Source organism: Methylorubrum extorquens (assembly GCF_024169925.1).
In the GTDB taxonomy this organism is placed as follows: domain Bacteria; phylum Pseudomonadota; class Alphaproteobacteria; order Rhizobiales; family Beijerinckiaceae; genus Methylobacterium; species Methylobacterium extorquens_A.
The window spans coordinates 2594184-2617108 of the sequence record NZ_JALJXF010000001.1; the positions used below are offsets into that span (position 1 = coordinate 2594184).

Here is a 22925-nt window from a genome sequence, read left to right on the forward strand (position 1 = left end):
CTGCGGAGGCTGGGGCGCCGTTGTTCGAGGTCAGTGGGAAACCAAGGGCCGATCGCATCGAGCGATGGCCCTGTCGGCAGGGCGGCGTCAGTTCGCTGCCGCCACCTGGGAGCGTTTCGCCTTCGTGCCGGACGGGCCGGACGCCTGGGCCACGGCCGTCTTGCTGGCGGTCTTGGCTGCCGTCTTGGTGCCCGGCGCCGGGGCCGTGCTGGCAAGCTTGGCGATCGCCTGCTTCGAGGTGGGCGGCATCGCCGCCATACGCGAGGCGGGTTCGGGCACCGCGGCTTTGCCGGCGGGCTTGGATGCACCTTTGACGGTGCTGGTGGCGGCGAATTGCTGGACCGGCGTTTTGGCGGCCGCCGCCTTCATCGGCACCGCTTGCGCAGTACGGACGGGCACGGAGGCGCCCTTGACCGGAGTGGAGGCCAAGCGCGCCGGGGCTGGAACGGTCGTATCCTTGTGCCGGCCCTGTGCCGGCTGCGCGGAGCGGCCGGCTTCGGCCATCATGCGGCGCGGTTCGGGGGCAGGCTTGGCCGAGGCGGCAGCGAGCGCCACCGGAGCCGGGCGGAACGGCGCGGCGCGGGCGGCGGTCGGCTGCAGGGCTGCCGGGACGGCCACCGCCGCGCTGGCGAGCACGATCGGCGCGGGCCGGGCCGGGCGCGCGACCGGGGCTGCGATTTCCGGCGCGTCGTCGTCGCGCTCGCCCGCCGGGCGGAAGGCGAGTGCGCGGGAGGCGCGTTCGAGCCGCTCGGGCGCGGCATCGGGCTCGGAGGGGCCCAGATCGGCCATCATCACCGGCGCACGCCCGATCGCGGCGGGGCGGCCGTCGGTGCGCAGGGTCGCGAGAAGCTTGCGGTCGTCGCTGCCGGCGACCGAGGCCTTGCCGGCATACTCGACGCGCACCCGCGCCGTGCCCTTGCGATGGAATTCGAGCGCGCGGGCCGCCTCTTCGGACACGTCCATGAGACGGTTGGCATGGTAGGGGCCGCGGTCGTTGACGCGCAGGATCATCGAGTGGCCGTTGTCGAGGTTGGTCACTCGGACATAGCTCGGCAGCGGCAGCGTGGGGTGCGCGGCGGCGATGGAGTGGCGGTCGAAGACTTCGCCGTTGGCCGTGACCCGGCCGTGGAAGGCGCTGCCATACCAGGAGGCGAGACCCTCGCGCACGTAGCCGCGGGCATCCTCGCGCGGCACGTAGGTCTTGCCCGCCACCACATAGGGCTTGCCCGAGAAGCGCCGTCCGCCCCCCTTCGGGATCACGTCGCCCTCGTTGTAGAGGCGGCGGCTCGCCTTCACGCCGTATTTCGGATCGATCTCGCTGCCCGAGGACGCGCCGCCCGCGAGCTTGGCCGGGTTGTTGGCGCAGTTGGCGGTCGTCAGCGCCACCGCGCAGACCGCCAGGAGCTGCAGGGCCGGTCGCAGGACCGCCGCCGCACCCCGCGTCGGAGCGTCCGCGGCCGTCCCGATCGATGCCAAATCCCGTGGCATGACATGAGTCATGTCGCTCGCCCGCTCCCCGCCTACGCCACAGAGTTCCCTCAAGGCCGCGGAAAGCTGGGCCTCAGGGGATCACGCTACGCCGAGCCGGAACAGACGCCCGGCCGTCCCCAGAGGATCGTCCGGACGCGGTAAAGGAAGGCTGAACGGGTGGCCGGGCCGCGGGTGAGCCGGGGCGTTGCGCACGCAAAAATTCTCAAGGAATCGAGCGGAAAGCTGCGCCGCGCGTTCCGTTTCTCAGCGCGGGTTCTCGCCCAGCACCTGCTCGATGGAGCGGGCGCCGCGCTGCTTGAACAGCAGGTCGAGGGCTTCGAGCATCAGGGCGTGCATCTTGGTGCGCTCGGCATAGGCCAGATCCCGGAGCTGGTCGTAGACCGGGGGCTCCAGATAGACCGACATCTGCTTGGCGCGCTCCTTGAGGGTGCCGGCCCGTGCAGCAGGCGCCGAGGCCGCCAGATCGAGCCGGACGACCTCCGCTCCGGTCGGGGCGTTCGCCTTCGCGGCCGATCGGGCTGCGCCCTTCCGCGGCCCGCCGGCCGGGCCGGCGGAGGCGACGATCGAGGCGAGGTCGAGCTTAGGCGGCCTTGACATGCTTTCTCGTATCCTTGGCCGTCACGGCCTTGCTCGTCCGCTGCCCGGTCGCCTGCATGCGGCGCTCGATCCAGCTCCACAGCCGGCGCACCTCGCCCGCAGCCTGACCCTTCGGATTGAACTCGGTGACGCCCTGGCCAACGCCGATGGCGTCCTGATGGTCGTTGCGCGCCACGATGTTGACGTCGGGCAGGATGCCGAGCACCGCGAGCCCGTCGGCGGCGTCGCGGATGCGGTAGGAGCGCGGCGGCGTCTGGTTCAGGACGAAGGCGAACTTCTTCTCCAGGCGGTAGACGGCGGCGAGCGTCGGCTTGAAGGCGCGCAGGTCAGCGGGGGTCGGCCGGCAGGGAATGATGCACAGATCCGCCGCGCGGATCGCCGAGAGCGTCCCGTTGGAATCGATGCCAGGGGTATCGATGAACACGTAGTCGTAGGACGACTCCGCCAGCCGCTCCATCACGAGGTCGATCTGCGTGGCGTCGATCTGGGCCACTTCGGGGCCGTCGGCGGTGCGGTGATCGAGCCAGTCGGTGATCGTGGCCTGCCGGTCCATCTCGAGGATGCAGACTGCGTGGCCGGCTTCCTGTGCGGCGACTGCGAGCGAGATGCACAGGGTGCTCTTGCCGCTGCCCCCCTTCTGCGTGACGAACGTGATCGCTTTCATGCCGGCCACCCCACCGTTCTCGGTTTCGTCAGGCTGCCGGTCCTGTGATGCCGGGGCTGCCCAGACCCCGGATTTCGCCCAACATGGTTAACCACCCGTTAAGGCAGGGGGCGGCCTCGACTCTCATTCTGTTGACTTGAGGTTGGGTTTTTCCAGTTCCGTTACCTCAGCGCTTTACGAGGGCGGTTGCATTCCGTTATCGTAACTTAAGGCAGGATTTGCCGCAGAAAATTCACTTGAGATTGCAATTTTCGCCGTATCGGCGGCAAATTCTGCGTTCGTCGGGTCGATGCTGGGGCTCCCTGAGAGGCCCGGGCTGCGGTTGCGCATGCCTGCGGACGTGATGCCGGTGCCTTGAGATGACGGCTTTTCAACCTGACCTTCCTTCCGCCTTCGCCGGCTCCGCCTGCCTCGGTGCCTGGGCTCATGATCCGGATTCCAACCGGCTCGCCCTGTCTCCGGTCCTGGCACGCCTCCTGGCGGTACCGGCAGCCTTGGCGGCCGGAGCGCCTCTGACGCTGGCCCTGGCGGCGGTGGAGGCCGAGGACGCAGTCCGGCTGGAAAGCGTGCTGCGGGCAGCGGGGGAGGACGGACGACCGTTCGAGGCCGAGTTCCGCACGCGGCCCGGCCCCGACGGTCCGCGCTGGCTGCGGCTGATGGGGCGCAGCGGGCGCGATCCCGAAACGGGGGCTCTCACGACCCAGGGGCTCGCCTTCGACCTGACCGAAGGGCGCCGGCCGGTCGATTCGGAGGTCCACCAAGCTCAGCGACAGGCCAACCGTCTCGCCGACCATGCCGCGGCGATGAAGGGGCTGGTGGCGGGCCTGCGCAACCCGCCCCTGGCCCGCCTCGTCGACGAGGTCGCCGTCGAGGTCGGCCACGAGCTTGCCCGCCATCTCCGCGGCACCGGACGGCAGGTACACTGATACGGTTTCTGCTCAATTCAAGAGGGAACCGTATCGCAGCCCGCGCGGCGTTTGAGCGAAGCCCAAATCCGCCTTGCCGAAGGGATCAACCGAATCCGGTATGACCGGCGCGTCCGCCGGGATCTATCGCGGTTGCGCGGAAGCTTCGAGCGCGGGGCGCAGGCGTGCCGGCGGCGCGGGGAAGAGGAGCGGGCGCAGGGCCTGCGCCGCCTCCGGCATGGGGCGGGCCAGGGCTGCGGCGAAGGCTTTTCGCAGGGCCGAGCAGCCGCGCCCACGCGCCGGCTTTGGTGAGGCCCCCACCGTCGCCGCCGCGATTGCGGCCTGCCTCGGTGGCGTCTCCCGGAGGGGCTGAGGCGCAGCCTCCGTCGCCCTCAACCCGAGCGCCCGCGACAGGACCGCCCGTCCCTCGGCGAGCTGTCCGGCGCCGAGGCGTGGCCGCGTCAGCACCGCGCCGACCCCGTCCTCGGCCGACGCGCAGATCCGCATCCGATCCGGGTTCGGACGCTGCATCGTCCGCAGGATCATCCGGCCGAGATCGGTCAGGGCGGCTGGGTCGGCCTCGGCGAGGCTTCGCGCCACGGCCTGCGCCGCCATCCGGCGGACACCATCGACGGCGTCCCCCTCCGGGCGGCCCCGGCGATAACCGTCGAGATACCATGCTGCGATCGGCGCGATCGTCCCCGGCGCGTCGGCCTCCACCGCGTCCAGCAGCGGCACGTCGCGCAGGATCGCGAAGCGGGCCCGCTCCGGGTCGGCGCCGGCGTCGAGGGTGGAATCGGGAAAGCGGTAGGCATCGACCCGGCCGGTTGCGACGCCGGCCCTCATCAGGGTGTCGGTGTCGGGGATCATTAGGTCGTCCGGCCGGACCTTGAGGGCGGCCTCGATGAAATCGGCGCTCACGCCCGCAGCGAGATAGGCGGCGCGCTCGGGCGCGCTATCGGCCGCGATCTCGATACCGAACGGACCCGTTTCGTAGGGTGCGTGAAAGCCGAGCCGCGTCTCCGCCAGAACCAGCCGCTCGCGCCCGCGCACGAAGGCCAGGGTGCAGGCGGAGACGCAGTAATCCGGCACGTAGGTGACGAGGCCGTGCTCCGCGATCAGCGCGCCGATGGCCGCACCCTCATCGACCAGGCCGCCCTCGCTGGTGAGATGGATACGTTCGACCGCGCGGTGAGCCGCGAGCAGCCCGGCCAGCTGCTCGGCCGCCCCCTCGGTCAGCTCGCCGAACAGGCGTATGTCGCGTTCGCCGGGCCCGAGAACGATGCGGGTCGCCGGCGCTTCCGGCGCGGTCGCATGGAGTTCGGTGCGGGTGGTAAGCCCGCCGCCGACCGGATCGATCGCCCCGCGCGGACCTGTCGGCCGGCCTGGGACGGAGAGCAGGATTCCCGCCGTCAGGGCTCCGGCCAGCCCCACCGAGACGCAGGTAACCCCGCGCCAAGCAGCGCCGCGCATGACCCGCCGCGAGCCAGCCGCCATACTTCGCCCCCACAGGATGGTTCGGATTCTCGTTCGATCCGAGAATTGTCCATCGCGAGAGCGGCGAAGCAAGGCCTTTGCCAGGGCGAAAAAGCGTCCGGAGGCGGCCCTTGTCGCCGGGGACGGCAGGGGCGGAAGAAATCGGTTTCGAGCGGCCCGTTCGCGGCAGGGTGCTTTCCTGCCTCGACACTATGTCGCAGTGCGAGGGGGGACGTCGGTGGCGTCAGGGAGCGGGCTTGAGCAGCAGATAGATGTCCATGATCCAGCCGTGGCGGGCGCGGGCCTCCGCGCGCACCCGTCGGATCTCCTCGGCCACGTCGCCGAGCCGGCCGGCGACGAGCAACTCGTCCGGCGTGCCGAGATAGGCGCCCCAGTGGATCGTCAGCGCGGGGTCGAGCCCCTCGAAGCGCGGGTCGCCATCGAGCATCACAACGGTGGCGCCGGGCTCCTCGCCCAAGCCATCTCCCAAGCCGTCGCGAAGCCGCCGGCCGGTGGTGATCCGCACCGGTTCTCCGATGCGGTGGAGCGGGATGCGGTGGGCGGCGGCGAGCGCCTGCACACTGGTGATGCCGGGGATCACGTCGTAGGTGAAGCCGACGCGGCCGCGGACGAGCACGCGCTCCAGGATGCGCAACGTGCTGTCGTAGAGGGACGGGTCGCCCCAGACGAGGAAGGCGCCCCGCTCGTCCTCGCGCAGATGCTCGGTGATCAGCCCCTCGTAGACCGCCGCGCGGGCCGCGTGCCAATCCTCCACCGCCACGCCGTAATCCGCGGGGCGGCGGTCGCGCTCGGGGTCGGCGGCCTCGACGAAGCGGTAGGGCCGCCCTTCGATGTAGCGGTCGCAGATCTGGCGGCGCACGCCGAGAAGGCCGGCTTTGGCTTCCCCCTTGTCGAGGGCGAAGACCGCATCGGTCGCCTTCAGCGCCTGGATGCCCTGAATCGTCAGGTGCTCCGGGTTGCCGGTTCCGATGCCGATGACGTGGATGTGTCGCACGGTTCACGCTTCCGGCCGGGCTTGGTCCCGGCGACATCCCCACAAGGGGAAAAATGTGGAAGCGGCTTCTTAACGGATCCGGGCCATGAAAGGAGCCTCCGGATCGGACGGTGCCTGGACCGGCTGAGGCTCAGCCCACCAGTGCCGTGAGGCAGGTGCCGAACAGGGTGACGAAGGTCATCGTCGCCATGAACTTGATGTCTTCGATGCGCTGGCTCATTGCCTGAACTCCGTTGCGGCTCCTTCGCGGCCGCCGTGATCCGTTAAATAACCCCTAACCTTGTGCAGTGGGATTGCGCGGTGCGTTTCGTCACCATTGCTCCCGCTATCCCGAAGGCGGCTCGGCGAAACATCCTTAACGACAACTTGGCGATTGACTGTGGCCGCCCGGCTGATCTGGGACAGGCTGAACGCACGACGCTCCTTGAGGTTGCGATCCGCCCTTCGTTTTGGGCGATCGGGAAGCCGCCGGGCGGTCCGCTCCGAGAACGAGAAAGCCCCGCCGTGGCGAGCACGGCGGGGCTTTCTTTCCGAAATCCGTTGAACGGCGCGACTTACTTCGGCGCGGCGTTGGCGGCCGGGGCTGCGGGCGCCGGGGCCGCGCCGGCCGAGCCCTGCTGCTCCAGCTTCTTGCGCATGTCCTCGCTGCGCTTCTCCATCTCGGCCTGGAGCTTCTTCTGCTGCTCTTCCAGCACCTTCGGGTCGATGGCCGGGCCGTCGAAGGCCTTGCCGAAGCCGGTGAGCGGCACCGCGAACACCACCTCGCGCTGGGTCTGGTTCTGGACGCGGACGTTGAGCGTGGTGCCCTTCTTGAAGCCGTTCATCAGCTCGTTCGAGACGCCGCCGGCCTCGGCGAAGCAGCCGTTGGGGAAGCAGACCGCGAACTTGCCTCCGGTCACTTCCTTGCCGTCGACATCGAAGCGCATGCCGGGTGCCAGCATCAGGCCGAGCGGCAGCAGGAAGCGGACGACCTTCACCTCCTGCTTCGTCGCGGCGTTCTTCATGTCGTAGATCGCGACGGCGAGCACCGGCTGGCCGCTATCCGACACGAAGTCGCGGGTGGTGTAGCAGACGTCGGTGCCCGAACCCTGATCCTTGCCGCAGACCTTGGTCCAGTCGGCCTGGCTCGGCTCGGACTTCACGTTGATGAGCTGCGGGCCGGCGCCCTGGGCCTGCTGCTGGGCCGGCGCGGCCGGCTGGGCCTGCGCGGGGGCCGGGGCCGGGGCGGGAGCGGCCGGCTTCTTCTGCGCGAAGGCGGTTCCGCCCAGGCCGGCGCCCAGGCCCGCCATGGCGAGGATCGCGGCCACGCGCAGCGGGCGCGCGGAAGGCTTGGCCATGGAGAACTTGGCAAGGAACATCGGCGTTATGACCCCTTCAACGGATGGCGCGTAGATACGTGACGCGGTGCTCACTCGGTCCGCCGCGGCCCCGCGGGAGGGCCGCAGGCCCGGCCGATCGGTCCGAGGCGCGGCCTTCCTGGCGCGGTGCGCCGGATCGGCATATGCGGCCTCGGGCGCGGCACGATTTCTACCCGAACGAGACGGCGGCCTGCTTTCCCCCGGAATGCGGCGAAGGCATGACGCCTGCGCCGTACACGCCTGCATGCGCCGCCTCAAGTCGCAGGCCCGGATCGCGTGCGGATCGAAGGGCGGTTTGGCTGCTTTTACGCCTCGAGATGTCGTGTTCGGGCCCTGCCGGACTGTCAGGAACCCGCCCCGACGGGGACGGTTGACCGGGCTTCGGGCAAGGCCAGCCGCCTCGCCCACAGCACGGGAGGCCGCATGGGCCGGTTTTCGAACAAGGTGGTTCTCGTCACGGGGGCCGCCTCCGGAATCGGCGAGGCCGCCGCGCGCCGCTTCGGCCGGGAGGGTGCGAGCCTCGTGCTCGCGGACCGGAACGCGGACGGCCTGCGGCGCGTCGCGGCCGAGATCGAGGCGGCGGACGTGCACACGGAGACCGCCGACCTCTCGAAGGCCGACGCGTGCCGGGGCGTGATCGAGGCGGCGATGGCCCGGTTCGGACGGCTCGACGTACTGATCAACAACGCCGGCAAGGATCATCTCGGCCGGGTGGACGAGGGTGACATCGGCGACTTCTCGACCGTGATCGAGACCGATCTCTACGGCGTCTTCTACATGACGCGCTTCGCCCTGCCGCACCTGCGCGAAGTCCGCGGCTGCATCGTCAACGTCTCGTCGGTCTCAGGCCTGGGGGGTGACTGGAATCACAGCTTCTACTGCGCGGCCAAGGGAGCGGTGACGAACTTCACCCGCGCCGTCGCGCTCGATGAGGCGAAGAGCGGCGTGCGGGTGAACGCGGTCAATCCGAGCCTCGTCTACACGCCCTTCACCGCCGGGATGCAGGACCAGCCCGAGCTCGTGGCCCAGTTCGAGGAACGCATCCCGATGGGACGGGGCGCGCAGCCCGACGACATCTCCGGCGCCATCGCCTTTCTGGCGAGCGAGGACGCGCACTTCATCACGGGGGTGAACCTGCCGGTCGATGGCGGCCTCTCGGCCTCGAACGGCCAGCCGGCTTTGAGCTGAGGGCGCCTACCGCCGGATCGCTTCGGCGCCGCCTCGCGACGACGGCGGTGCTGCGCCGGATCAATCCAGATCGCGCAGATGCCGCGCCGCGACCGCCGAGGCGGCGGTGCGGTTTTCGACGCCGAGCTTGGCGTAGATGCCCTCCAAGTGCTTCGTCACCGTGCGGGGGCTCAACCCTAAAATCTCGCCGATATCGCGGCTCGACTTGCCGCGGGAAAGCCAGAGCAGCACCTCCGCCTCGCGGCCGGTGATCGGCAGGCGCTCGCGCAGCCGTTCCAGCCCGGCGGCGGCGGGATCGCCGGAGAGGCGAAGCAAGATCTCCGGCCCGGTGCGGCCGATGAAGCTCAAGGTATGGATGCGCCCCTGCGCATCGGTGAGTGCAAGGGGCGCGGCGGCGCCGGCAAGGCATTTGGCGAGCCAGTCGCGCCCGCTCGGGGGGAGGCTCAGCGGCTCGCTGGCCCCCAGCGCGGCAAGCACCTGGGCGGCCTGCGGTGTACACCACAGGACCGCGCCCGCGGCATCCACCGCGAACAGGGTGCGCCCGGCAGTGTCGAGCGCCGCCCGGGCACTCTGCGCCGCCCGCGCGCTCGCCAGATGGACGCGGATGCGCGCCAGGATCTCGTCGGGGGCGATGGGCTTGGTAACGTAGTCGGTCCCGCCCGCGCCGAGGCCCTTCACGATGTGCTCGGTCTCCGACAGCCCGGTCATGAAGATGACGGGCACATGGGCGAGATGTCCCTTGGCCTTGAGCCGGCGGCAGGTTTCGAAACCGTCCATGCCCGGCATCACCGCGTCGAGCAGGATGATGTCGGGGGTGATCTCCTCGACGAGATCGAGGGCGAGGTCGCCGCCCACCGCCACCAGCACGGTGGCGCCGGAGCGCTCGATCGCCTCGGTGAGGAAGCTCAGCGTATCGGGGGAATCGTCGACGACGAGGACGATGTCGCGCCGCGTGTCAGGCATCGCGGGCCAGCCCCTCCAGAACGCCGACGTAGCGGCGCATGTCGTAGGCCGTCACCAGCCCGCGCATCTGCGCGATGAAGGCGGGCGGCACGGCGGCGTCGGTCTCCAGTTCGGTGAGCTTGGCCTCGATGCCGCGCACATGGCCGATCCGGCCGAGGCGCAGCAGCGCGGTGACGTGCTCGGGCGGCACGACTCCGCCGCGCGCCACGTCGTCCTTCGCGGCGTCGGCCGGACGTTCGGGACCCATGATCGGGCGGGTTTCCGGGGCGGGGCCGGGCAGTGGGCGGGCGGTACCCAGAAGCCCCGTGATCCTCTCCAGAAGGTCCTGCATGTCGAACGGCTTGGCGATGATGTCGTCATGCGGCGCATCCGCTCCGCGGCTCGGACTGATCTCGTGGACGTTGGCCGACATCATCGCGATCCGGGCGGCAAAGCCGGTCTCGCGCAACGTTCGCGCCACTTCCCAGCCGCTCATGCCCGGCATGGCGATGTCGAGCAGGATCAGCGCCGGCTCGCGCGCCTTCGCCAAGGCAAGACAGGCCGGGCCGTCCGGCGCCTCGGCGACCGTGAAGCCGAGAGGTTCGAGGATCTCGCGCATCAGCGCACGGTGGGCGGGATCGTCGTCGGCGACGAGAACGAGGCGGCCGGCCTCCGTCGGGGCCGGACGTGCCCAGGCGGCGGGGGGCGGCATCGCGGCGGGCACGGGGCGGTTCACCGAGGCCAGCATCAGCCGCACCCGGAAGCAGGTGCCGGCCCCGACCCGGCTCTCGACGGTGATCTCGCCGCCCATCACCTGCGCCAGCAGACCCGCGATGGTCAGCCCGAGCCCGGTGCCCGGCGCCGCGCGGGCGGCGGGCATCGAGCCGCGCTCGAACGGCTCGAAGATCCGGCCGAGATCGGCCTCCGGAATGCCGAGACCGGTGTCGCGGATCGTGAAGACGGCGACCTGCCCGCGATAGGTCATCTCCAGGGCGACCTCGCCCTCGGGCGTGAACTTGATGGCGTTGGAGAGGAGATTGAGCAGGATCTGTCGCAGGCGCTTCTCGTCCGTCGCCACCACCGCCGGCAGGATTTCGGGCCGGGTGAAGCGGAAACGCAGCCCCGCACCTTCGGCCTGGAGCCGCACCATGTCGACGATCTGGGCGAGGAAGTCGGCAAGCCGAATCTCGTTGCGGTGGGTTTGGAGCCGGCCGGCCTCCATCCGCGAGATGTCGAGCAGGCCGTCGATCAGTCCGGAAAGATGCTGGGCGCTGCGGCGGATCACCCGGATGCCGTTTCGGCGGGGTTCCGGGATGCTGGGGTCGCCCTCCAGTAACTGCGCGTAGCCGAGAACGGCGTTGAGCGGCGTGCGCAACTCGTGGCTGATGCCGACGACGTAGCGGCTCTTGGCGAGGTTGGCGGCCTCCGCCGTCTCCTTGGCCTGCTGCAGTTTGGCGTCGGTGACCTTGTGGGCGGCGATCTCGGCCTCGTAGAGGGCGGTCTGGCGCGCGGTCTCTTCCTGCGCGACGCGGCGGCTCTCCTGGGCCAGCACGAACAGCCACGCGACCACGCCGAGAATGACGATCAGGATGAAGAACAGGCTGGTGAGCGCCGCGCGCAGGGTTTCGCCATGCTCCGGATGCGCGGCGGCCGCACCCGCATGGACGATGACGAGGATCAGCCCGATCACCGTGATCAGGGTCATCATCAGCGCGAGGTAGCGGCCGAGCGGCGCGCCGATCCAGGCGGCGGTGCGCGCGGGCAGCACGCGGGAGAGCGCGTCGTGGGCCTGCACCTCCAGCCGCCCGTGCGGCTTGCACAGGTCGCCGCAGCGGGCGTCGAGCGAGCAGCACAGCGAGCAGATCGGCCCGGAATAGGCCGGGCACTGTGCCATGTCCTCGGCCTCGAACGGGTGCTCGCAGACCCGGCAGGTGATCTCCTCCCGATCCCAGGCGGTCTGTGGGTCGCGGGCGAGGTAGCGCTTGCCCCCGGTCGCGAGCGCGATGGCGGGTGCGGCGGCGAAGGCGGTGGCGAGCGCCAGCATCGGCGCGAAGGGCTGAATCGCGTCGCCGAACAGGCCGGCATGGACGAGGCAGCCGGCGATGAGCGAGAGCACCATCGCCCCGGTGCCGACGGGGTTGATGGCGTAGAGATGCGCCCGCTTGAACTCGATGCCCGGCGGCGACAGCCCGAGCGGCTTGTTGACCGCGAGATCGGCGGCAAGCGCCCCGACCCAGGCCGAGACCACGCAGGCATAGAGCGGCAGCGTGCTCTCGATGGTCTTGTCGATGCCGAGTTCCATCAGCAGGAGCGCGATGGCGACGTTGAACACGAGCCAGACGACGCGCCCAGGATGGCTGTGGGTGAGGCGCGAGAAGAAGTTCGACCACGCGATCGAACCGGCATAGGCGTTGGTCACGTTGATCTTGAGCTGCGAGATCACCACGAAAAGGCCGGTCAGCGCCAGCGCGACGCCGGGCGAACCCGAGACGTAGCCGAAGGCGACGGCGTACATCTGCGTCGGCTCGGCGGCGCGCTCCGGCGAGATGCCGTGGCCCAGCGCCAGCACCGTCAGGAAGGCGCCGAGCAGGATCTTGAGCATGCCGGGCACGATCCAGCCCGCACCCGCCGAGAGCACCCCGATCCACCAGCGCCAATCGCCCTTCCCTTGGGGCGGCGGCATGAACCGCAAGAAGTCCACCTGCTCGCCGACCTGCGCCAGCAGTGCCAGCAGGATGCCGGAAGCGAGCCCGAACAGGCGCAGGTCGAAGCCCGCGCCCGCGGCTTCCAGGCCGGGATAGCCGGTGAAGGCTTCGAACGGCACCGGCCCCGAGAGCCAGATGCAGACGAGCGGCAGCAGGTTGAGGCCGATCCAGAGCGGCTGCGTCCAGAGTTGGAAACGGCTGATGAGGCGGATGCCGTAGATCACCAGCGGGATCACCGCCCCCGCGCTGACGATGTAGCCGATCCAGAGCGGCAGGCCGAAGCAGAGCTGCAGCGCCAGCGCCATGATCGCCGCTTCGATGGCGAAGAAAAGGAAGGTGAAGCCGGCATAGATCAGCGAGGTAATCGTCGAGCCGAGATAGCCGAAGCCCGCCCCGCGGGTGAGGAGGTCGATATCGACGCCGTAGCGGGCGGCGTAGATCGTGATCGGCGCGGCGGTGGCGAAGATGATGAGCCCGACGACGAGCACGGCGGCGAACGTGTTGGTGAAGCCCGTGGCGAGCACCAGCGTGCCGCCGATGGCTTCCAGCGCCAGGAACGAGAGCGAGCCGAGCGCCGTCTGCGCGATGCGGAAGGACGACCAGCGCCGCGCCTTCTTTGCGGTGAAGCGCAGGGCATAGTCTTCCAGCGTCTCGTCGGCGACGAGGCGGTTGTAGTCCCGACGGATCGGGATGATGGACCGGGCGCTCAGGGGGCCGTCCTCACGATGGGCGGATCACCAGCTTGCAACGGATGTGCCGGCCAAGAACCTGTCCAACCGTCCGTCACGGCACTGCACAAGAGAACCCTAACGATCGGCGCTCACGGAATCGAGAGCGGCACGCTACGGCCCGGTCTGCCGCGCTGACATACGCAAAACAGCGTATGGGCCGTGACCCGCCATCAAGCCTAGCCTCCACCCTGTTCGAGCACGGCCGCCGACCGGCAGAGCCGTGCCGAGACAAGATACAGGGGTTGAGGCACGATGGCGGACGACAAGAAGGGCCCGGACTCGGCCCTGCGGCGCAAGCTTCTCATGGGTCTCGCGGGGCTTCCCGCGCTGGCGATGATGCCGCGGATGGCGTTTGCCGCCGCGCCGACCTCGGCCGTCAACACGACCGGGCTCGCGGTGACCGATAGCGAGGTCACGGTCGGCATCCTGCACTCGGCCACCGGCACCATGGCGATCTCCGAGACCGGCTCGATCCAGGCCGAGAAGCTCGCCATCGCCCAGATCAACGAGATGGGCGGCGTGCTCGGCCGCAAGATCAAGGTGATCCAGGAGGACGGCGCCTCCGATTGGCCGACCTTTGCCGAGAAGGCCAAGAAGCTCCTCGTCAACGATCATTGCGCCGCGGTGATGGGCTGCTGGACCTCGGCCTCGCGCAAGGCCGCGCTGCCGGTCTTCGAGCAGTATAACGGCCTCCTGTACTACCCGACCTTCTACGAGGGTCTGGAGCAGTCCAAGAACGTGATCTATACCGGCCAGGAGGCGACGCAGCAGATCCTCGCCTCGCTCGATTGGGTCGCCAAGGAGAAGGGCGCCAAGTCGTTCTTCATGGTCGGCTCGGACTACATCTGGCCGCGCACCTCGAACAAGATCGCCCGCAAGCACATCGAGAACGTGCTCAAGGGCACGGTTGCCGGCGAGGAGTACTTCCCCCTCGGCCACACGCAGTTCAACTCGGTCATCAACAAGATCAAGCTCAAGAAGCCGGACGTGATCTTCGCCGACGTCGTCGGCGGCTCGAACGTCGCCTTCTACAAGCAGCTCAAGGCGGCGGGCATCGATCTCAACAAGCAGACCCTGCTGACGATCTCGGTCACCGAGGACGAGATCGACGGCATCGGCGGCGACAACATCGCCGGCGCCTATTCCTGCATGAAGTACTTCCAATCGCTGAAGAACCCGAACAACGAGAAGTTCGTCGCCGCCTTCAAGAAGATGTGGGGCGACAAGACCGTCATCGGCGACGTGACCCAGGCCGCCTATCTCGGCCCGTTCCTGTGGAAGATGGCGGTGGAGAAGGCCGGTTCCTTCGATGTCGATAAGGTCGCCGCGGCGTCCGCCGACATCGAGTTCAAGGAAGCGCCGGAAGGCTACGTGAAGATCCACCCGAACCATCACCTCTGGTCGAAGACCCGCGTCGCCAAGGCCCTGCCGAGCGGCCAGTTCGAGGTGGTCTACGAGAGCCCCGAGCTGATCGAGCCGAACCCCTTCCCGAAGGGCTACCAGTAGTCGCGGGCGCTCCGGTCCCCTCCCTCGCGGGAGGGGACATCCGCGACATGACGGGCGTGGCCCGACACTTGCTGCGCTCTCCCAGAAAATTCCGCCGGAGTCACAAGCCATGTTCGGCGACTATTCGCTCGCAGACCTCAGCTCGATCTTCGTGATGCAGGGCTTCGCAGGTCTGATCCTGTTTTCCGTCTACGTGCTGATGGCGCTCGGTCTGGCGATCATCTTCGGCCAGATGGGCGTCATCAACATGGCCCACGGCGAGTTCATGATCCTGGGCGCCTACGTCACCTATCTCTGCTCGAGCTTCTTCCAGACCTACCTGCCCTCGCTGTTCGGCGCGTACTTCTTCGTCGCCATGGCGCTGGCCTTCCTGGCGTCCGGGGCGATGGGGATGCTGGTGGAATGGGCGCTGATCCGCCACCTCTACAAGCGCCCGCTCGACACGCTTCTCGCGACCTGGGGCCTCTCGCTGATCCTGCAGCAGGCCTACCGCACGATCTTCGGCCCGCGCGAGGTCGGCGTCGAACTGCCGTCGTGGATGATGGGCTCGATCCCGGTCACCGATTCCATTGAGGTGCAGATCAACGGCCTGTTCGTGATCGCGGTCACCACTGTCATCACCGTGGGTGTCGCGGTGATCATGTACCGCTCGCGCTTCGGCGCGCAGATCCGCGCGGTGATGAGCAACCGCCCGATGGCGGGTGCCGTCGGCATCGATACCGAGAAGGTCGACCGCACCACCTTCGGTCTCGGCTGCGGCATCGCCGGCATCGCCGGTTCGGCCTTCACCATGATCGGCTCGACCGGGCCGACCTCGGGCCAGCTCTATATCGTCGACACCTTCCTGATCGTGGTTTTCGGGGGCGCGGCAAGCCTGCTCGGCACCATCGCCTCGGCCTTCTCGATCTCGCAGACCCAATCCACCCTCGAATTCTTCCTCTCCGGCTCAATGGCCAAGGTGCTCACCCTGCTCGCGGTGGTGGGAATCCTGATGCTGCGGCCGCAGGGCCTGTTCACCCTCAAGGTCCGTCGCTGAGGAGCGCGCCCCAATGACGAGCCCAGTCCAGTCTCTGTCGAAGGCGGTCACCGTCAACGACAACCCCTTCATGAAGCCGGTCGAGTGGGTCAGCCTCGCGCTGCTGGCCGGCGTGATCCTGGTGGTCCTGCCGCTCGTGCTCGACGGCTTCCGCCTCAACCTCGTCGGCAAGTATCTCACCTACGCCTTCGTCGCCCTCGGCCTCGTCATCTGCTGGGGCTATGCCGGCATCCTGTCGCTCGGCCAGGGCGTGTTCTTCGGGCTCGGCGGCTACTGCATGGCGATGTACTTGAAGCTGGAGGCGTCCAGCGTCGAGAACACGAAGATCCAGTCGACGCCGGGCATTCCCGACTTCATGGATTGGAACCAGATCACGGAGCTTCCCTGGTTCTGGCACCCGTTCCAGAGCCTGCCGCTGACGCTGCTCCTCGTCGTCGCGGTGCCGGTGGCTTTCGCTTTCCTCATCTCGGTGGCGATGTTCAAGCGCCGCGTCGGCGGCACCTACTTCGCCATCATCACCCAAGCCATCGCCGCGATCCTGACGATCCTGATCGTCGGCCAGCAGGGCTACACGGGGGGCATCAACGGCATCACCGATCTGCGTACCCTCCACGGCTGGGACATCCGTCAGGATAGCGCGAAGTTCATCCTCTACTTCGTCAACGGCGGCCTGCTGATCGGCTGTATCCTGATGGCTCAATACGTGAAGAAGTCGAAGCTCGGGCGCATTCTCGTGGCCATGCGCGAGAAGGAGGACCGGGTCCGGTTCTCGGGCTACTCGGTGGCCGGCTTCAAGGTGTTCGCCTACTGCCTCGCGGCGGCTTTCGCGGCGATCGGCGGGGCGATGTTCACCCTGCAGGTCGGGTTCATGTCCCCTTCCTTCGTCGGCATCGTGCCCTCGGTCGAGATGGTGATCTACACCGCGGTCGGCGGGCGCCTGTCGCTGTTCGGCGCGGTTTGGGGGACGCTGCTCGTCAACTGGGCCAAGACCTCGTTCTCCGAGAGCTTCCCCGACCTCTGGCTGTTCGGCCTCGGCGCCCTGTTCATCGCCGTGGTGCTGATCTTCCCCAACGGTCTCGCCGGCATCTGGCGCGAGCACATCGAACCCCGCCTGTTCCGCAAGGCCAAGGGTCTGGCCCCCGTCGCCGGCCCCGCCCTGCCCCACGGCACCCCGGCCGAGTGAGGAAACACCCATGAACGCGGCCATCCTCCCCTCCTCCGCCCCCATCGGCACGCCCGCCGATGAGAAGGACTTCCTGCTGGCGGTCGAAGCGCTCACCGTTTCCTTCGACGGGTTCAAGGCGGTCAACGACGTCTCGTTCTACGTCGATCCGGACGAGATCCGGGTCATCATCGGCCCCAACGGCGCCGGCAAGACCACGGTGCTCGACCTGATCTGCGGGCGGACGCGGGCCAGCTCCGGCTCGATCAAGTACAAGGGCCAGGAACTGACGAAGCTTTCCGAAAGCGCGATCGTCCAGGCCGGTGTCGGCCGCAAGTTCCAGACGCCCTCGATCTACGACGACCTGACGGTGTTCGAGAATCTCGAGATCTCGTTCCCCCGCGGTCGCTCGGTATTCGGGGCGCTGACCTTCAAGCGCGACGCCGAGGTGCGCGACCGCATCCACGAGATCGCCCAGACGATCTTCCTGAAGGATCAGCTCGACGAGCGCGCCGAGTTCCTGAGCCACGGCCAGAAGCAGTGGCTGGAGATCGGCATGCTGCTGATCCAGGACCCGGAGCTGCTGATGCTCGACGAGCCGGTGGCCGGCATGAGCGTCGGCGAGCGCATCAAGACCGCTGAACTCCTGAACCAGATCATCAAGGGCCGCTCGGTGCTCGTCATCGAGCACGACATGAAGTTCGTCGAGGACATCGCCCACCGCGTCACCGTGCTCCACCAGGGCAAGGTGCTCTCGGAAGGGTCGATGGATCGGGTCAAGAACGACCCGAAGGTCATCGAAGTCTATCTCGGTCACTAAAGTATTGCTTTTGCATCATCTCCTTCCGAAAGCCGGCAACCACCTTTCGGGATGATGCTTTAAGGGCGAACGGATCATGCTCCAGACTTCTCCCTCCTCGCTTGTGCCGCCGGTCGTGCCCGGCACCGCACCGATGCTCGCGATCTCGGATCTCCACGCGGCCTACGGCCAGAGCGAGGTGCTGCACGGCATCGACCTCGACGTCGCGCCCGGCGAGATCGTCGCCGTGATGGGCCGCAACGGCATGGGCAAGTCCACGCTCATGAAGACGCTGATGGGGATCGTGCCGACGAAATCCGGCACGATCGCCGTGGACGGCACCGACGTCACCGCCCTGAAGAGCCATGCCCGCGTGGCCAAGGGTCTGGCCTACGTGCCGCAGGGCCGGATGATCTTCTCCACCATGACGGTGCAGGAGAACATCGAGACGGGGCTCACCGTCACCGGCTCGCGCAAGGTGCCGCAGGATCTCTACACGATGTTCCCGGTGCTCCTGGAGATGAAGGGCCGGCGCGGCGGCAACCTGTCCGGCGGCCAGCAGCAGCAGCTCGCCATCGCGAGGGCGCTTGCCAGCAATCCGAAGGTTCTGCTCCTCGACGAGCCGACCGAGGGCATTCAACCCTCGATCATTCGCGAGATGGGGCGTACGCTGAAGAAGATTCGCGACGAGCGCGGTCTGTCGATCGTCGTCTCGGAGCAGGTGCTAAGCTTTGCCATGGACGTGGCCGACCGGGTTCTCGTGATCGAGAACGGCTCGATCGTCCACGAGAGTTTGCGCGCCGACATCGACGAGGCGCAGGTCGCCCGGTTCCTCTCAGTCTGAGGAGTGTTGCGATGGCCGATTACGAGACCTTCGAACTCGGCGACGTCGTCCTGCAGTCGAAGCAGACGATCCGCGGAGCTCGGCTCGCCTTCAAGACCTACGGCACGCTCAACGCGGCACGGGACAACGTCATCGTCTATCCGTGCTGGTATTCCGGCACGCATCTTGAGAACGAGTGGCTGATCGGGCCGGGCAAGGCGCTCGACCCGGACCGGTATTTCATCATCGTGCCGAACATGTTCGGCAACGGCCTGTCGTCCTCGCCGAGCAACACGCCAGCACCCTTCAACGGGCCGCGTTTCCCGAAGGTCACGGCCTACGACAACGTCGTGCAGCAGCACCGGCTGGTGACGGAAGTGTTCGGCATCGAGCGGATCAAGCTCGTGACCGGCTGGTCGATGGGCGCGCTCCAGACCTTCCACTGGGGGGCGATCTTCCCCGACATGGTCGAGCGCATTCTGCCCTTCCAGGGCTCGGCCAAATGCTCGCGGCACAACTTCGTCTTCTTGGAGGGGGTCAAGGCGGCGCTCCAGGCGGATGCCGCCTTCGCCGACGGGTTCTACGCCGAGCAACCGCAGAAGGGCCTGCGTGCCGCCGCCCGAGTCTATGCCGGCTGGGGCTTCTCGCAGACCTTCTACCGGGTCGAGGCCGACCTGAAGCAGATGGGTTACGCCTCGCTCGAAGACTTCCTCGTCGGCTTCTGGGAAGGCTGGCTCTTGGAGAAGGACGCCAACAACCTGCTCGCCATGCTTTGGACGTGGCAGAACGGCGACATCTCGGCCAACGACCTCTACGGCGGTGACGTCAAGAAGGCGCTCGGCGCGATCACGGCCAAGGCCTTCGTGATGCCGGCCTCGACCGACCTGTATTTCCCGCCGGAAGACAGCGCCATCGAGGTCGAGCACATGCCGAACGCGGAGCTGCGCACGGTCGAGACCTATTGGGGCCACTTCGCCGGTGGCCCCGGCACCTCTCCGGACGACATCAAGTTGCTGGATGCGGCCCTGAAGGAGCTGCTCGCGCGCTGAGCCATCGGCGGGGCGCATTGGCGGCCCGCCCGAACCGATCCGGTGCCGGAAGCGCGCCGGGTGAACGAAGAACGACAATGACGATCCACGGGGGCGGCCGGACTCATGCCGGGTACGCAACGGGGACGGCTGCCTGAATTCCGGACGTAAAAAGGAGCGGCGAAGGAAATGCCCGAGACCCTGATCAAGGTCGATCTCACGCAGTCGGCCTACGACAACGACATGGTGCACAACCGCTGGCACCCCGACATCCCGATGGTCGCCACCGTGAAGCCCGGCGACGACTTCATCGTCGAGACCTACGACTGGACCGGCGGCTTCATCAAGAACAACGATTCCGCCGACGACGTGCGCGACATCGACCTGTCAATCGTGCACTTCCTGTCGGGCCCGATCGGCGTCGAGGGTGCCGAGCCCGGCGACCTGCTCGTGGTCGATCTGCTCGACATCGGCGCCAAGCCCGAGAGCCAGTGGGGCTTCAACGGCTTCTTCTCGAAGAACAATGGCGGCGGCTTCCTCGACGAGCACTTCCCCCAGGCCCAGAAGTCGATCTGGGATTTCGAGGGCATGTTCACCAAGTCGCGCCATGTGCCCGGCGTGCGCTTCCCCGGCCTGATCCATCCCGGCCTGATCGGCTGCCTGCCCGATCCGAAGATGCTGGAGACCTGGAACACCCGCGAGAAGGCGCTCTACGACACCAATCCGAGCCGGGTGCCGGCGCTGGCCACCCTCCCCTTCGGCCCGACCGCGCATATGGGCCGGCTTAAAGGAGACGCGAAGGAGGCGGCTGCGGCGACCGGCGCCCGCACGGTGCCGGGGCGCGAGCACGGCGGCAATTGCGACATCAAGGATCTCTCGCGCGGCTCGAAGATCTACTTCCCCGTCTACGTACCAGGCGCCGGCCTTTCCATGGGCGACCTGCATTTCAGCCAGGGCGATGGCGAGATCACCTTCTGCGGCGCCATCGAGATGGCGGGCTGGGTCCACCTCAAGGTGAGCCTGATCAAGGACGGCATGGCCAAGTACGGGATCAAGAACCCGATCTTCAAGCCGTCGCCGATGACTCCGAAATACGACGATCACCTGATTTTCGAGGGGGTCTCGGTCGACGAGTACGGCAAGCAGCATTACCTCGACGTCACCGTCGCCTACCGTCAGGCCTGCCTCAACGCGATCGAGTACCTGAAGAAGTTCGGCTACTCGGGCGCCCAGGCCTACTCGATCCTCGGCACCGCCCCGGTTCAGGGCCACATCTCCGGCGTCGTCGACATCCCGAACGCCTGCGCCACGCTCTGGATTCCGACCGGCATCTTCGACTTCGACATCAACCCGTCCGAGGCCGGGCCGACGAAGTTCCTAGACGGCTCAATCCAGATGCCGCTCTCGCCGGATCTTTGATCTTTTGGGTTTGCCGCGCTCTCCGGGCGGCAAACCGCAGACACTTTGCCTGAGAGCGCTTGATATGCCGGTCTACGACTACGCTTGCGAAGCTTGCGGACCCTTCACCGTGCTGCGCCCGATGGCGCAGTTCAAGGACCCGCATGACTGCCCGGATTGCGGCGGGGAATGCCAGCGCGCCTTCCTCACCGCCCCGCGGATCTCCGGCATGGATGCGGGCCTGAAGGCCGCCCACGCCACCAACGAGCGCAGCCGCCACGAGCCGCGGCGCTCCGGTGCCCACGGGGCCGGCTGCGGCTGCTGCTCGCCGAAGAAGACGAGCGCCGCCCCCGCGGCGGCCAAGAGCTTCCCGAACGCGCGGCCCTGGATGATCAGCCACTGATCGAACGGCCGTCTCCGCGGCGGGCGCCTGACGTGCCCGCCGCTCCACCTCCGGGAGGATGGATCGAACCGAAGAACAGCTCCGTGGAGGAGCCGCCGGCCGCGACACGACAAGCGGGACGAACCCTGTGGGCGGGCCGGTGCAGAGGACGGGTTGGGGACTGACGATGACCGAACGAGTGACACAGACACGGACCAGACGCCGCCGCGGCGTGAGAATCGGAACGGCCGGAGCCCTGCTGGCGGCGGGCCTCACCACCGCGACCGGCGCCCTTGCGCAGCAGGCCTCGCCGGTGGGCCAGTTCAACGATCAGACCCAGCCGCGCACCGATCCCAACATCGCCGAGAAGGCCACAGACCCGGTTCGCGTCGGACCGCTTGCGCCGTGGGCCACCCACATGGCCGAGCGCGGGCTCACCTTCGACATCAACATCTACAACTTCTACCAGGCCAACCCGTCGGCCGGCCTGCGCACCGGCGAGCAGTCGAACTCGACCTACTTCGTCCTCTCCATGACCGCCGACATGCAGCGCATCGCCAACATCAGTGGCGGCACCATCAAGTTCACCCAGACCTTCTTCGGAAACGTCCGCAACCTCAACATGGCCGCCGACATCGGCGACACCACCGTCGGCTACCAGCCGCCGTTCAACCCCAACAACAACCGCCTCTCGCTGCTGACCTACCAGCAGAAGCTGCTCGACGACCGCCTCGTCATCGAGGTCGGCCGTACCCACCCGGATCGCTACTACGGCCTGCCGCCGTGCAACTCGATCAACTCCTGCTTCCAGGACCTCTTCTACATCAATGCCGGCTTCACCTCGCCGCTCTACGCGGTCTGGGGCGCCAACGCCGCCTACCAGCTCTCACCGACGAGCTACGTCCAGGCCGGCGCCTTCTCGGTGAACCCCGGCACCAACGCGCTCTCGGGCTACGATTTCGGCTACGAGCGGCTCTCGGGCGCGCTCGTCATGACCGAGATCGGCACCAAGACCGACTACACCATGACCGCCTATCCCGGCCGCGCCTCGCTCACCGGCTTCTTCAACACCGCCGATCACGACGACAACTTCAAGACGGTGTTCGGCACCTCGAAGGGCCTGAACCCCGGCGCCCCGGTGCTGCAGAAGAACGGCACGTCCGGCATCGTGCTCACCGGCACGCAGACGGTCTGGCGCGCCGACGACGGCCTCGTCGCCAACCCGCACCCCACCGCGATCTCGCTCTATACCGGCACGGGCTATTCCTTCGACCCGACGGTGCCGATCCGCTTCAACTCGTTCGTCGGCGTGCGCCTCGACGCGCCCGACCAGAGCCGGCCCAACGACAGCTATGGGCTGAAGATGAACTGGCAGCGTTTGTCGGAGAACTACACGCAGTTCCTGGCGGACGCGAACTTCATCTCGGGCGGTTCGGGCGCCCCGTACTCGCGCGACAAGTTCGTGTTCGAAGCCAACGCACACTTCGATGTCGGCGCGGGCGTGATCTTCGAGCCGGTGGTGCAGTACGTGGTCAACCCGAACACGTTCTGGAACCCCTTCACCGCGCGGCGGGCGCGTGACGGCTTCTACGCCGGCGCCACCCTCGTCGTCCCGCTCGGCACTCTCCTCGGCCTCGCGCCGGGCTAGTCCTCGCCCCGAGCCAAGAAAGAGGGGCTCGCGCGACGAGCCCCTCCCCTCAATACCAATCGGAGGAAACA

Annotated in this window: 19 protein-coding genes; 11 read left to right on the plus strand and 8 right to left on the minus strand. The window is 68.0% G+C overall.

Going from position 1 to position 22925, the window contains the following annotated elements:
- Positions 1–87: 87 nt before the first annotated feature.
- From J2W78_RS12220 to J2W78_RS12230, 3 genes are all read right to left on the minus strand, one after another.
- Positions 88–1500, minus strand: a complete 1413-nt coding sequence (locus J2W78_RS12220) for a septal ring lytic transglycosylase RlpA family protein (RefSeq protein ID WP_253370778.1) — start codon at positions 1498–1500, stop codon at positions 88–90.
- Between the two features lie 234 nt (positions 1501–1734).
- Complete coding sequence (locus J2W78_RS12225) at positions 1735–2088, minus strand: ribbon-helix-helix domain-containing protein (protein ID WP_253370780.1); 354 nt, start codon at positions 2086–2088, stop codon at positions 1735–1737.
- On the minus strand, positions 2072–2752 hold the full coding sequence (locus J2W78_RS12230) for a ParA family protein (protein ID WP_253370782.1): 681 nt from the start codon (positions 2750–2752) through the stop codon (positions 2072–2074). Before J2W78_RS12230 ends, J2W78_RS12225 begins: the two co-directional genes overlap by 17 nt.
- A gap of 359 nt (positions 2753–3111) precedes the next feature.
- On the opposite strand from J2W78_RS12230, the gene J2W78_RS12235 reads away from it, so the two are divergent.
- Positions 3112–3678, plus strand: coding sequence for a hypothetical protein (locus J2W78_RS12235; protein WP_253370784.1), 567 nt, complete (start codon positions 3112–3114; stop codon positions 3676–3678).
- A 123-nt stretch (positions 3679–3801) separates the two neighbouring features.
- On the opposite strand, the gene J2W78_RS12240 is transcribed toward J2W78_RS12235, so the two are convergent.
- From J2W78_RS12240 to J2W78_RS12250, 3 genes are all read right to left on the minus strand, one after another.
- Positions 3802–5130, minus strand: a complete 1329-nt coding sequence (locus J2W78_RS12240; RefSeq protein WP_253370786.1) for a hypothetical protein — start codon at positions 5128–5130, stop codon at positions 3802–3804.
- A gap of 247 nt (positions 5131–5377) precedes the next feature.
- Entirely contained in the window at positions 5378–6148 is a 771-nt protein-coding gene (gene cobF, locus J2W78_RS12245; protein WP_253370788.1) for a precorrin-6A synthase (deacetylating), read from the minus strand.
- Between the two features lie 554 nt (positions 6149–6702).
- Positions 6703–7506: an invasion associated locus B family protein gene (locus J2W78_RS12250; RefSeq protein WP_253370790.1), complete on the minus strand. Its 804-nt coding sequence runs from the start codon at positions 7504–7506 to the stop codon at positions 6703–6705.
- Between the two features lie 423 nt (positions 7507–7929).
- On the opposite strand from J2W78_RS12250, the gene J2W78_RS12255 reads away from it, so the two are divergent.
- Positions 7930–8694: an SDR family NAD(P)-dependent oxidoreductase gene (locus tag J2W78_RS12255; protein ID WP_253370792.1), complete on the plus strand. Its 765-nt coding sequence runs from the start codon at positions 7930–7932 to the stop codon at positions 8692–8694.
- A 60-nt stretch (positions 8695–8754) separates the two neighbouring features.
- Here the strand turns inward: J2W78_RS12255 and J2W78_RS12260 are convergent, their stop codons facing one another.
- On the minus strand, positions 8755–9657 hold the full coding sequence (locus J2W78_RS12260; RefSeq protein WP_253370794.1) for a response regulator transcription factor: 903 nt from the start codon (positions 9655–9657) through the stop codon (positions 8755–8757).
- Positions 9650–12865, minus strand: a complete 3216-nt coding sequence (locus tag J2W78_RS12265; RefSeq protein ID WP_253370796.1) for a hybrid sensor histidine kinase/response regulator — start codon at positions 12863–12865, stop codon at positions 9650–9652. The genes J2W78_RS12260 and J2W78_RS12265 overlap by 8 nt, the downstream gene beginning before the upstream one ends.
- 459 nt (positions 12866–13324) lie before the next feature.
- Between J2W78_RS12265 and urtA the strand changes: the two genes are divergently transcribed.
- From urtA to J2W78_RS12310, 9 genes are all read left to right on the plus strand, one after another.
- A complete protein-coding gene (gene urtA, locus J2W78_RS12270) occupies positions 13325–14578 on the plus strand; it encodes an urea ABC transporter substrate-binding protein (protein ID WP_253370799.1) in 1254 nt (417 codons plus the stop codon).
- 109 nt (positions 14579–14687) lie between these two features.
- Positions 14688–15614 carry an urea ABC transporter permease subunit UrtB gene (gene urtB / locus J2W78_RS12275; RefSeq protein WP_253370801.1) on the plus strand — a complete coding sequence of 309 codons (927 nt, stop codon included), beginning with the start codon at positions 14688–14690 and terminating at the stop codon, positions 15612–15614.
- Between the two features lie 13 nt (positions 15615–15627).
- A complete protein-coding gene (gene urtC, locus J2W78_RS12280) occupies positions 15628–16797 on the plus strand; it encodes an urea ABC transporter permease subunit UrtC (RefSeq protein WP_253370803.1) in 1170 nt (389 codons plus the stop codon).
- A 10-nt stretch (positions 16798–16807) separates the two neighbouring features.
- Positions 16808–17596, plus strand: a complete 789-nt coding sequence (gene urtD, locus J2W78_RS12285) for an urea ABC transporter ATP-binding protein UrtD (protein ID WP_253370805.1) — start codon at positions 16808–16810, stop codon at positions 17594–17596.
- A gap of 133 nt (positions 17597–17729) precedes the next feature.
- Positions 17730–18419 (plus strand): urea ABC transporter ATP-binding subunit UrtE, encoded by a 690-nt coding sequence (gene urtE / locus J2W78_RS12290; RefSeq protein WP_253374026.1) that lies wholly within the window; start codon positions 17730–17732, stop codon positions 18417–18419.
- An 11-nt stretch (positions 18420–18430) separates the two neighbouring features.
- Entirely contained in the window at positions 18431–19447 is a 1017-nt protein-coding gene (locus tag J2W78_RS12295) for an alpha/beta fold hydrolase (protein ID WP_253370807.1), read from the plus strand.
- 168 nt (positions 19448–19615) lie between these two features.
- On the plus strand, positions 19616–20845 hold the full coding sequence (gene fmdA / locus J2W78_RS12300) for a formamidase (protein ID WP_253370809.1): 1230 nt from the start codon (positions 19616–19618) through the stop codon (positions 20843–20845).
- Positions 20846–20909: 64 nt separating this feature from the next.
- Complete coding sequence (locus J2W78_RS12305) at positions 20910–21227, plus strand: FmdB family zinc ribbon protein (RefSeq protein WP_253370811.1); 318 nt, start codon at positions 20910–20912, stop codon at positions 21225–21227.
- A 166-nt stretch (positions 21228–21393) separates the two neighbouring features.
- The gene (locus tag J2W78_RS12310) at positions 21394–22854 is read left to right on the plus strand and encodes a carbohydrate porin (RefSeq protein ID WP_253370813.1); all 1461 of its coding nucleotides are present in this window, start codon (positions 21394–21396) and stop codon (positions 22852–22854) included.
- The last annotated feature ends 71 nt before the right edge of the window (positions 22855–22925 follow it).